General features: G+C 39.9%; 11 protein-coding genes. 3 read left to right on the forward strand and 8 right to left on the reverse strand.

All coding sequences use genetic code 11. The features are described 5' to 3' along the window. The 5 genes from PHAL_RS0116335 to PHAL_RS0116355 form a co-directional block, all read right to left on the reverse strand. On the reverse strand, positions 1-570 hold the full coding sequence (locus PHAL_RS0116335) for a Maf family protein (protein WP_016709503.1): 570 nt from the start codon (positions 568-570) through the stop codon (positions 1-3). Further along, the gene (gene mreD, locus PHAL_RS0116340) at positions 570-1,049 is read right to left on the reverse strand and encodes a rod shape-determining protein MreD (protein WP_016709504.1); all 480 of its coding nucleotides are present in this window, start codon (positions 1,047-1,049) and stop codon (positions 570-572) included. The genes PHAL_RS0116335 and mreD overlap by 1 nt, the downstream gene beginning before the upstream one ends. Continuing rightward, positions 1,042-1,884 carry a rod shape-determining protein MreC gene (gene mreC / locus PHAL_RS0116345; RefSeq protein WP_016709505.1) on the reverse strand — a complete coding sequence of 281 codons (843 nt, stop codon included), beginning with the start codon at positions 1,882-1,884 and terminating at the stop codon, positions 1,042-1,044. The genes mreD and mreC overlap by 8 nt, the downstream gene beginning before the upstream one ends. After that, positions 1,884-2,927, reverse strand: coding sequence for a rod shape-determining protein (locus PHAL_RS0116350; protein WP_016709506.1), 1,044 nt, complete (start codon positions 2,925-2,927; stop codon positions 1,884-1,886). Before PHAL_RS0116350 ends, mreC begins: the two co-directional genes overlap by 1 nt. 139 nt (positions 2,928-3,066) lie before the next feature. Then, positions 3,067-5,091: an SUMF1/EgtB/PvdO family nonheme iron enzyme gene (locus PHAL_RS0116355; protein ID WP_016709507.1), complete on the reverse strand. Its 2,025-nt coding sequence runs from the start codon at positions 5,089-5,091 to the stop codon at positions 3,067-3,069. A 248-nt stretch (positions 5,092-5,339) separates the two neighbouring features. Between PHAL_RS0116355 and PHAL_RS0116360 the strand changes: the two genes are divergently transcribed. Further along, positions 5,340-6,236 (forward strand): 1-aminocyclopropane-1-carboxylate deaminase/D-cysteine desulfhydrase, encoded by an 897-nt coding sequence (locus tag PHAL_RS0116360; RefSeq protein ID WP_016709508.1) that lies wholly within the window; start codon positions 5,340-5,342, stop codon positions 6,234-6,236. Positions 6,237-6,240: 4 nt separating this feature from the next. On the opposite strand, the gene PHAL_RS0116365 is transcribed toward PHAL_RS0116360, so the two are convergent. The 3 genes from PHAL_RS0116365 to arsH form a co-directional block, all read right to left on the reverse strand. Then, positions 6,241-8,043, reverse strand: a complete 1,803-nt coding sequence (locus PHAL_RS0116365) for an EAL domain-containing protein (protein ID WP_016709509.1) — start codon at positions 8,041-8,043, stop codon at positions 6,241-6,243. A 153-nt stretch (positions 8,044-8,196) separates the two neighbouring features. Continuing rightward, the gene (gene arsC, locus PHAL_RS0116370) at positions 8,197-8,622 is read right to left on the reverse strand and encodes an arsenate reductase (glutaredoxin) (RefSeq protein WP_016709510.1); all 426 of its coding nucleotides are present in this window, start codon (positions 8,620-8,622) and stop codon (positions 8,197-8,199) included. A gap of 29 nt (positions 8,623-8,651) precedes the next feature. After that, the gene (gene arsH, locus PHAL_RS0116375) at positions 8,652-9,368 is read right to left on the reverse strand and encodes an arsenical resistance protein ArsH (protein WP_016709511.1); all 717 of its coding nucleotides are present in this window, start codon (positions 9,366-9,368) and stop codon (positions 8,652-8,654) included. 576 nt (positions 9,369-9,944) lie between these two features. On the opposite strand from arsH, the gene PHAL_RS0116380 reads away from it, so the two are divergent. Next, the gene (locus PHAL_RS0116380; RefSeq protein WP_138973965.1) at positions 9,945-10,619 is read left to right on the forward strand and encodes a hypothetical protein; all 675 of its coding nucleotides are present in this window, start codon (positions 9,945-9,947) and stop codon (positions 10,617-10,619) included. Continuing rightward, positions 10,609-11,778 (forward strand): hypothetical protein, encoded by a 1,170-nt coding sequence (locus tag PHAL_RS0116385; RefSeq protein ID WP_016709513.1) that lies wholly within the window; start codon positions 10,609-10,611, stop codon positions 11,776-11,778. Before PHAL_RS0116380 ends, PHAL_RS0116385 begins: the two co-directional genes overlap by 11 nt. Positions 11,779-11,815: the final 37 nt, after the last annotated feature.

Genomic DNA, 11,815 nt, shown 5'->3' on the forward strand with positions numbered 1-11,815 from the left:
TTACCTACTTAAGAATTCGCTTAATAATTTTTCGCACTCATATAAAGGTAAGCCGACAACCGCAAAATAGCTACCCGAAATATGAGTAACAAAGCGCCCACCTAATCCTTGAATGCCATAACCTCCGGCTTTATCTTGTGGCTCACCACTTTGCCAGTAGGCTTCTAATTCTTGTTCTGAGAGTGTTTTAAAGCTCACTTGAGTTGTTACAACACAGCTCATTACTCGTTGTTCAGTTGCAAACGCAATGGCCGTTAATACTTCATGGCTGCGCCCTGACAAACGCTTTAGAGTTGCCATAAAGTCAGCTTTATCACGCGGTTTGCCAAGAGATTGGTTATCAATAACAACAACGGTATCACTACCGAGTACTGGGCGATCTGTGTATCCCATTGCAACCCCGGCTTGCGCTTTTAAACGCGCTAAACGCTCAACAAGTTCGAGCGGGGTTTCATTTGCTAGTGGGCTTTCATCAGCATCAACACTAAATTGTGAGAATGGGACGCCAAGCTGAGTTAGCAACTCTTTGCGCCTTGGGGAAGCTGACGCTAAATAAATGGCGGTTTGCATTATCTGATCCTGAAATGACGACGATACTTACGTAACAATAAGAAAATCCAAGGCCAACTTAACATGCCAGTTACGACAGGCCATAAATACTGCGGGTTAAAATAAACATCCATTAAAAAATGATTCAACCAAAACTGCATTAAATGATACAAGGTTAAAAACAAGCCAACGAGTATTGCTTGCTGCCAAATTGAAAAGTTACGAATTTTTTGAAAGTTACTGGCAGTGACAAAAATACAAATTGAATACGTCAGTGAGTTAACCCCAAGTGGTGAACCTGTAGCCAAGTCAATTAATAGCCCCACCACCCAAGCAGTACCAATATTTAGTCGATGTGGTACCGCTAACGACCAATACATTAATACTAATAACACCCAATCAGGACGAAAGGGCTCAAACGAAAAGGGTAATGGCACCAATGCCATGATCAAAGCGAAAAAGATGCTCACGGCAATTAACAAAAAGTAGCGGCTATTCATTACTAATAGTTTCCTGCTGATTACGCCATAAGATCACAAGTAAACGGATCCGATCTAACTGCGCAATTGGCTCTGCGTAAACTTGTGCAAATGGCTGGCCTTCATCACGATTAATTTCAGTTACCACAGCCACAGGGTAACCTTCAGGAAACGTACCACCTAGCCCCGATGTCACCAATACATCGCCAATGCGTACATCTAAGCTGTGTGGAACATGAGAGAGCTTCACTGCATTAATTTTACCAATGCCTTCAACCACAGTACGCACATCATTACGCAAAATACGCACCGGTGTGGCATGGGTTGTATCGGTCATCAGTAATACACGAGAGGTTGTTGAACCAACTTTAGTAAGCTGCCCGACAACACCCATTTCATCAATAACCGCTTGCCCTTCACTTATTCCATCAATAGTGCCACGGTTGATCACCACTTGATGGCTATAAGGGTTAGAGTGCACTGAAAGCACTTGCGCGATTATCTTACGATTTGAGTGTTTAGCAGAAGACCCTAATAAAGCGCGAAGCTTTTGGTTTTCTTTGCTTAAAAATTGATATTGCTGAAGCTGCTCACTTTGCAGTAATTGTTTTTTCTTTAGTGCTTCGTTTTCTGTCAGTAGTTGATCGCGCGTGTGCAAGCTTTTAGCGCCAAGGCTAAATACTTCATAAGGCAAGTTAGCTAAATACAGTAACGGGCTCACTAAGGTATTTAAACTCGTGCGTACTGTAGTGCCACCTTGGGTATAGCGATCGCCGACGATCAACATAACACTCAATACCACTGCGACAAAAAGCCGCAGTTGTAAAGAAATGGCACGCCCAAACATTAATTTCATTAGTCGTAACTAAATACGTCACCACCGTGCATATCTATCATCTCAAGTGCTTTACCGCCACCACGTGCAACACAGGTTAATGGATCGTCAGCAACCACAACAGGTATACCAGTTTCTTCCATTAATAAACGGTCTAAATCTTTAAGTAATGCACCACCGCCGGTTAATACCATACCTTTAGCAGAAATATCTGATGCCAGCTCTGGCGGCGATTGCTCAAGTGCAACCATCACAGCGCTGACAATGCCCATTAATGGCTCTTGTAAGGCTTCTAGGATTTCATGCGAGTTTAGCGTGAATGAACGCGGCACACCTTCAGCAAGGTTACGACCACGCACTTCAATTTCAATCGGCTCATCTGTTTTAAATGCAGAACCAATTTGGTGCTTGATATTCTCAGCCGTTGCTTCACCAATTAAGCTACCGAAATTACGACGCACATAGTTGATGATTGCTTCGTCGAATTTATCACCACCGATACGCACCGATGATGAATACACTACGCCGTTAAGTGAAATAATAGCAACTTCAGTTGTACCACCACCGATATCAACAACCATTGAGCCGGTTGCTTCTGATACAGGTAAGCCAGCACCAATAGCTGCAGCCATTGGCTCTTCAATTAAGTAAACTTCGCGAGCACCCGCGCCCATTGCTGATTCACGAATAGCACGTTTTTCTACTTGCGTTGCACCACACGGTACACAAATAAGAACCCGTGGGCTTGGACGCATAAAGTTATTGTTATGCACTTGCTTGATAAAGTGTTGTAACATTTTTTCAGTTACATAAAAGTCAGCAATTACACCATCTTTCATCGGGCGAATAGCTTTAATATTACCAGGTGTTCGGCCAAGCATTTGCTTCGCTTCAGTGCCTACAGAGGCTACACTTTTAGGACCACCAGCGCGTTCTTGACGGATCGCAACGACAGATGGTTCATTAAGGACAATGCCTTCGTCTTTGACATAAATGAGGGTGTTGGCTGTACCCAAGTCGATCGATAGATCGTTTGAAAAAATACCACGGAGTTTTTTAAACATGAGGCTGGATGACCTTTGAAAAACGTTCTTATGTTAGCTAATGCACTTTAACATGCTGAACCAGTTCAGCAATAAAAAGCGTAGCTACCTTTGTTAATTAGTTAAAAAAGGAAGCATTGCTTCCTTTTTAAATTATTTTTTATCGTTCGCGTACTAGACGAAAACCGATATAGTTTGCACGAAAGTCCGGCGCCAAAATCAAACGCGTTGAGGCACGAGCTAAACTTGGCGCAAAATTCCACGCCCCACCACGAACAGTTACATCCGATTGTTCAGCTGACTTATGAGTCCATTCCCATACATTTCCTACCGTGTCATAGAGGCCAAATGCATTAGGTGCAAACGAGCCTGTTGGCGCTGCACTTTTATTTGACCATTCACTACCACACCAACCACAATTGGCTAAATTCTTACCTATTTCGTTACCCCATGGGTATTCAGTTTTCGTACCAGCGCGTGCTGCATACTCCCACTCAACTTCATTTGGTAAACGATATTGTTGACCTGTTTGACCAGACAACCACTCAGCGTACGCTTTGGCATCATTGTAAGTTAAGCACACTGCAGGAAAGTCACTGCTTTGCTCAAAACCTGGATTACGCCAATTTAAATTAACTTCCCAAACGGGTTCGCCATTTAAGTAATAAGCACAACCACGATTACGCTCAGCTTCGGTTTTATAATTCGTATTAGAAACAAACTGCTGATAAGCACCCACAGTCACTTCTTTATTTTGCATAGCGAATGAGTTTGCTATTACTTTCTCAACAACTGGGCGCTCATTAGCAAGCCCATTACCGTTGATATCACCCATTTCAAACTTACCAGCTGGAATTACAACCATCGCAGCAGCGGCATTATCACCTAATGCAGTACTGGCCACCGGTGTCGTATTACGTTGCTCGCTAGTGTATGTCGGTGCAGCAATCGACTCAGGCTTTTTTACCAGCTTAGCGTGAATTGTCTGCGGCTTTCGTAAATCAACTCGAACGCGATAAGGCTGATACCCTTGTTTACGCACTTCAACATCATGAATACCACTTGGTAAAGTCGTTACCAACCGTGTTGAACCAAAGCTCACGCCATCAATAAACACTTCATCGTCATAAACATTTGAACGCAGTGTAAATTCAATCATTTTATTGGCATCTGCCTGCGGCTTAACCGTTGGCATTGGCATAGGCTTAACTGAATAATCGCGTATCGGTTGCTCACTCATACGCGACACCGAAACATTCGCATTATCCTTGCTATCACTGAATGTTAACTGACTATCTGTAAAAGTCGTATCGTAACTTGTTTGATAACCAGTGCTAAGTGGTGTGCCGTACTCTGAACAGTAACGATTATCAACACTTAATAAACTGCATAAACGGCTGCTGTTTACATCACCACGCATAGTAACACTTAAGTTTACGTTGTAATTACCTTGGCCACTAAAGGCACTATTAACCACATGACTACTTAACACTTGTACCTGAGCACCCGCCATATTGCGTTTAGGCTCTACTAAGCGCTCCTCTGTTAAGTTAGCAAATATTTGGTCAACAAAGCGTTTGGTTGCTTTTTGTAGGCCCATTTGCTGGCCGCGTTGCTCACACGCTGCTAACGTTTCGGTACGTTTACAGTTGATAGTATGGTTAACTTCCAATGTACCTTCACGAGTAAATTCGTTGCGTAAGCGCTCAACTCGAGCCGTTGTTAATTGCTCTTTTAAGCTTTCGAGTGTATTTAACTGGGTATGTTTTGCTACGCGAATTTGTTCAATGTCTTTGCGGTGGGATGCAATTGCCGCCAACTGCATCGCGATATCATCTTTATTTTGCTTATGATCAACCACAGCCTGCTGATAACGCGCTTGTGCAGCACTGATATCAATAGTGGGATCGTCAATTAAACGACGATACATTTCATTCATGGCATCAAGCGCTTGATTTTTTTCTTTATCTAACTCAGTTGAACGAGTTCGTAATAAATCTAGTTGGCTTTGTAACTGACTTTCTTCTTTTAAGTGTTTTTCAAGTATCTGTGTAGCGTTATCGTATTCAGCTTGTTTAATACTAATCTCAGATTCAATTCCAGTAACCGTGGCTGTATCTTGTGCAAATGCACTTGATGCAAACAAGCTAGCTGAAATTAATAGAGATAAAGGAGCAATTCGCATATATTCCATTCCCAAAAAGCGGCAATTATTTGGTCATTATTTATTTTTTATAATTAAACTCTTATGCTATGTACTTGCAAGGCAAAACACAAGCTTTGTTCAAAAATTATCTGAGTTTACAACTATTCACACTAGTCTTGCCAGTAAATAACCGATTCATTGCCTGAAAACAGCTTATTTTCTGAATCATTTTCCTGTTCTTGCCTAATTTGTTAATCTTATCTTCCCATTTACTTTAAGTTACCACTGTGAATTTACTAGCTGAGTCTGCATTACAAAAAATCACTTGCCCATTGCTGAGTGAAAAAAAAATATCATTATCAGTAAAACGAGACGATCAACTACACCCACTTATAAGTGGTAATAAATGGCGTAAACTTAAATACAACCTCATGGCTATGCAAGCGCAAGGAAAAACCGAGCTCGTTACTTTTGGTGGTGCTTTTTCAAATCATATCCATGCCTGTGCAGCAGCCGGAAAACACTTTAATATTAAAACCCATGGCATCATTCGTGGACCTGAACTTGACTGGCAAAACCCGACCTTACAATTTGCCAAACAATGCGGGATGCAATTACATCCAGTTACTCGACTAGAGTATCGTGAGCGCCAAAACCCTGATTATTTTGCGCAATTACAAGCACGCTTCCCCAATGCTTATATATTGCCAGAAGGCGGGACGAACAAGGCTGCACTACAAGGATGCAGTGAACTTGCTAAGTCATTACCACAAGCTGACTTCGTAATATGCCCAACGGGTAGTGGCGGCACGCTGGCAGGGTTAACTGAAGGCTGCGATAACAGCACGCAGATTTTAGGAGTTGCGGTATTAAAGCAAGCTGAGTATTTAATTAATGAAATAAAATCGCTAAGTCCAATTGCAGCACAACAGCAGAACTGGCAATTACTCACCCAGTTTCATGATGGTGGCTATGGTAAATTTAGCTCTGAACTTTGGCAATTTTGTTTAATGATGCAAAGCCAACATCAATTACCTTTAGAGCCAATTTACTCAGGTAAAATGATGTACGCTTTATGGCAATTAATAGAACAAGATTATTTTCCTGAAGGTAGCCGGATCATTGCCATTCACACTGGAGGATTACAGGGATTAGATGGACTGCGCTATCGCCAGCTTATATAAAAAATCAATTTACCGTTACATTGGTAAACTCTTGCAAAGGCTCTGTAAAATAAAATCCTTGCGCGCCAACAACGCCGAGCTTTTTCAGCATATTAAGTTCTTGTTGAGTCTCAACACCAACCCCGTATACAGGTAAGTTGACTCGTTCCGCTTTGGTAACTATTTGGCGCACCTGCTTTTGCTGCGTTATATTTTTATCAATATTATGAATTAAGTCGTAGCTCAACTTTAAGCCTTTAATCACTTTATACTTATCTAATAAAGTGACTTTACTGCTCGATGAAACATTATCAATTAACACCGAGCTACCAACTAATTCGATCCTGCTAAAGGCAAACTTCAACAGCTGCAGGTGTTGATAAAAGTCCACTTCAGATATTTCAAACTGCAACTTGTTTGCAGCCTTAATATTACCCATTCGCTTACCAAACCAATGCCAGTAATCATCATCAAACCAATTTAAAGCATGCAGATTAATACTTACGGTTAAAGGGCTTGGTTCACTCTTTAATAACTTAATAACCTGATCTAATACTGTTTTATCTAACAAGGTAATTGCGTCATCACTTTTCAACTGTGGGATAAACTGCTTAGCCGACAACATACCAAGTGATTTATGACGTACACGAATTAAAGCTTCATGCTGTAATATATCACCACTGGCAAACTCAAACAGTGGTTGAAAAAACAACATAAACTTCTTTTTTCCAATGTAGTCAGCAAGGTTTTCAAAACTATTTGCTAATACTGTTGATCGCGTGTAGTTAAATGGCACACGATGAATATGTTGCCACGCACTTTGCTTTGCGAGTGTAAGTGCCGATTTTGTTAATTGATACACTATGGTTTGGTCAGCACCATCACGGTAATTACATACGCCTATTTTTATTTCTTTACGGGATAAATCACCACGATAAGGCAAAGATGCTTGGTAAATAGTTTGATGTAATCGCTTTGTGTAAGTATCAATTTCGGCTTGAGGTATATTTTCTAGGGTAATTGCCAAGCCTCCAGAAGACAATAACTTTACAGATACCCGAGATAGCTCTTTAAAACCTTTAACCATTATAAGTTTGAAATGACGTTCTAAATCAACGTTGTCAGGAAATGGTTGCGCGCAGTAAAGTAACGCAAAAAGATGCTGATGGTTACTTTGAATCCCATACATGCCCGTGATTGCTGGGTTTTCCCCTGTTGTCGCTTGTTGTTTAGGTATCAGTGCTTTTGTGCTACCAACTGCCATATCATGATGTGATACCTTAACGGTGGTTTGTTGAGTGCTTTTGGCACTTGTAAATTGCGTATTGCCGATTTGTGGCGAAACCTCATCAGCACTATCATGGCGCCTAAAAAGCACTCGCCACCAGCGGTAGCCCCAGATCGCCGCACCTATCATAACTAAGTTAAGTAAAATAAATAAGTGGCTTTCTACAACCCAAAAAGGCCAATGGTAAAGCTTTAAACTAACCGTTTTATAATTAAAAATCTCACTATCTTCCGCCATAAAAGCTGAAAAATGAAACGGCATACTCCCTGGTTCAAGCATGAAACCATGATCATCTGCAAGAGCTGCAATTATCTCCCTATCTGCGGTTTGCTCCAGCTTTAAATTATACACTTGCTTGGCTAATTGGCTGCCTTCGAGATGTACTTTTTGATGTAATATCTCTCCAAGTAAGAGATTAAATACGGTTAGTAAAAGCATAAAAGCAATCACATAAATACTTAGCATCCGTACTTGTGCATTGTTAAATTGAGTCACCATGGCTGTTACGCTGTTTGTACTAATAGCTAAAGTGTTGTTCAAGATCCTTATAAACACAAGGCTGAGAGCGGACTTAAAATGTTACCCAGCATTTAAAATAAAAAACTTTCGTAATTTTAATTACTAAGCCTTAGGGTAAATTTCATGCCTTGGCAACAATCAGCCTGTACTTATAATTAAGTGAAGGTGCTTTGCTTAACACCCAGAGATAAGTTTGCCGTATTGGTCAATAATCATTTCACCATCTTCTTTGTAAAATGAGCCCTGTGGCCAATTATCAAGTAAGCTTAATACCGCTTCGCTCGGGCGTGCTAATTTCACTCCTTTTGCAGTGCAAACGACGGGGCGATTCACTAAAATCGGATGCACGAGCATTGCATCTAGAATTTGCTCATCAGACACGTTGTCATCTAATAAGCCTAATTCTTTAGCCGGTGATTTAGTGACTCTAAGCGCTGTTTTCGGGGTTAAATCTGCCGCAGCAAACAAAGCAAGGAGTTGCGGTTTAGTCCAGCCTGATTTTAAATATTCAATTACCACAGGTTCATAACCTGACGCCTTAATTAGCCTTAATACATTTCTTGATGTACCACAATCTGGATTATGATGAATTACAACCATAACAAGCTCCTCGACTATATATTTACTGATTAAATAGACCGTTGGTTTACACGTTCACTTAACTGCTCAGCTGATTCAACTCGCTCCGAGTATCTATCGACAAAGTAGTCTTTTTGATCGCGTAATAACAAAGTAAATTTAATGAGCTCTTCCATCACATCCACAATACGATTATAAAAAGCCGACGGTTTCATACGACCATCTTCGTCAAATTCTAAGTAGGCTTTTGCTACAGATGATTGGTTAGGGATTGTAACCATGCGCATCCAGCGACCTAGAACACGTAACTGATTCACGACATTAAAAGATTGAGAGCCACCACAAACTTGCATCACAGCCAAGGTTTTACCTTGCGTAGGTCGCACGCCACCTAAACTCAATGGTACCCAATCAATTTGATTTTTAAATATACTGGTCATAGCGCCATGGCGTTCAGGCGAGCACCACACTTGCCCTTCTGACCACAGCATTAAATCTCGTAATTCTTGTACTTTAGGGTGTGACTCATCTTCACTGTCGGTTTGCGGTAAACCTTGCGGGTCAAAAATTTTCACTTCAGCGCCAAAATGCGTTAATAATCGCGCGTTTTCTTCAATAACCAGCTTACTGTATGAACGCTCTCTTAAAGAGCCATATAACAATAAAATTTTTGGCTTATGCGCAGAGAAATTTAAATTAAAATCACCACTTGTTGGTACATGGCATTGGCTTTGATCGAGATTGGGTAATGCAATTTTTGCTGTCATTAGCGCTAACCTTTCAATTTTAAATATATATGAAAAAACGAATATATACAATTTTACATACGCAGACCTTGAAGTCAAATTCTATTTGTATCACTGTTACGAATTTAGTTAAATTGCATGTAATTAGTGGTTGCCTGCTTATAATCGAAGGTACGCTTAAATCGCTTTATAACTTAACCATCGAGTCCATCTGAGGATTTGTTCGATAACTTGATTCACTTGCGCATATTGATCTAATGGCTAAAAACCAGATTTAAACATAAAAATATATTTATTAATAACTTACAAAAAAACCTCTCCTTTGCAGCATCAGTTTCCAACCTGAACAGTCATACATTTGTAATATGATTGACGTAATTTGTTGCCCATAGAGGCAAAAAACTGACAAAAATGAATTTTATTTATACTCCTTGGGGGAATCGCGTTGCAGGCACGTTACTCATTATAATATTTAGTGCCGCGCTTAGTGCTTTATCATGGCACTCAACAACCCCCACTTTACCGCAAAATCTATATACATATACGTGTAATGTTCACAACGCGGCGGCTGGGAGCACGTTAAAAATAAGAAATGTCATGTCGAACTTTTCGATTCAATTTGCTGATCAACTTTGTCAATCAGACAAAATTTATAAAGCAGGTATAGAAAAAGTTGAAATCTCTTGGCCTTCATCAGAGCAACTCACTGCACAACTTCTTATTAATCAAGAGTATAATTTTGTGTTTAGTCGCCATCATTACCTAAAAGGCCTCTCTGATGAGGTCGATAGTTTTTACCAGCCCATATTGAGTGTATCTGGGTTTAGAATTGTTTGGTGGCATAAGGGTAAAGAGCCAGTAATGACTCAGGAGTTTTTTGCCAATAAAACGGTAGGGGTTACTAATAATACGAATAGTCATTTTAGCTACTTAACACCATTAAGGTCTTTAGCAAATGCAAATATCACGCTGCAGCCTGCACAATTAAAGTACTTTCCCACTCCTGGGTCACTTCAACAAGGCTTTTTAAATGGCGATGTAGATTTAATAATGTGGGATAAGCAGTTACTGAGCAATTTAAAGCCAACGCCCGACATTCAAATAAATCATTCCAAAAAAGTATGGAGAATTAAAGGGTTAGACTGGTACGCGTCACAAAAAAGCCTCGAGAATAAAGAGTTAATTTGCGAGTTCATAGAAAAATTCAGTGTATATGAGCCTTTTTTTTCCACAAAAAATAACCTTAGGTTACAAAGCTCTTATGAATGCTAAACTCGTTAAATTGACTCAACGTCCCGCTTTTATAATATGTTTGCTAAGCCTTATTTTAGCCGTTACAGCGGTACTTCCTCGTGTATCTTCACAACTTAGCTTTGAGCAATTCGCTAATAACAACTTAAGTACTATTATCAACCAATCTTTAGAATCTGGTTTTAATGATACCGATATCTTTTCTTATTTAACTGATCAGCTAGAAACCACATACCAACGTATTGAAACTGAATCTGTATTGCCAATTATAAAGTCTTGTTCAATGCAAATTATTGACTGGAAAGTGAATCAAGAATTACCCATATCTTCAATTAGCGCTACCACAGTCACATGGAAAGAAGGGGCGCTGCAACACCAATTGTTATTCGAGCTAGACTGCCACTATAATTTACTAAACTGGTTTATTTTTTTTATACTTTGCAGCACGTTAAGCTTACTCGTTTTTTCTTTTTGGCCTACTCCCTATAGCCATAGACAACAACAATGGCTACTACAAACATCAAATACACTGAACAGATCCCAACAAATTGAATTTAATAAATTTATCGATGCTCTAACCTCCCCTCAATACCAATGGCTAGAGACGCATATAACAAAAAAGCAATGGCAAACAAGTGCTCTGCTTAATTGCATTAAACATAATAATTTTAGGCTCTTAGACAGCGAACAACTTTTTTGGCTCGATATTGCATTCTCACAGAGCGATAACCTTGATGACGCCATTACCATAGCTAAGCATGACGATAATTTAATTTTTGGGCTTAAAGAAAAAGTTATATTTGTCCATGGACTGAAAATAAAATTACCTATTACGCCATTTTTTTATTATTACTGGTATGCGTCAAAGCGACTTCAAGACCAACATCAAGGCTGGTTACTCAACCCTGCTAGCACTAAGCCTGATCGTCAGCTTGGTGAAGAATTAGCTAAATTAATGAGTGAGTATGGTGGCAGCACCCGAGCAATAAATGATTTATTAGAAAATGGCTTAACTCCTAAAAAGCTCGATCAAAATCGCAATCGAATAAAAGACGAATTAATTAGTCTGCTTGGCGAAACGCATGCCGAAACCTACCTTTTTAGTAGTAAAAGGGACCTAAAAACGACTCGCTTTAGTTACCGTTTGACAATAGATGGTCAAAAAGTATCTTTCACATAAACAAATTTAACCACTACAAAACAATAACTTAAACGTT

Source organism: Pseudoalteromonas haloplanktis ATCC 14393, assembly GCF_000238355.1.
Taxonomy (GTDB): Bacteria; Pseudomonadota; Gammaproteobacteria; order Enterobacterales; family Alteromonadaceae; genus Pseudoalteromonas; species Pseudoalteromonas haloplanktis.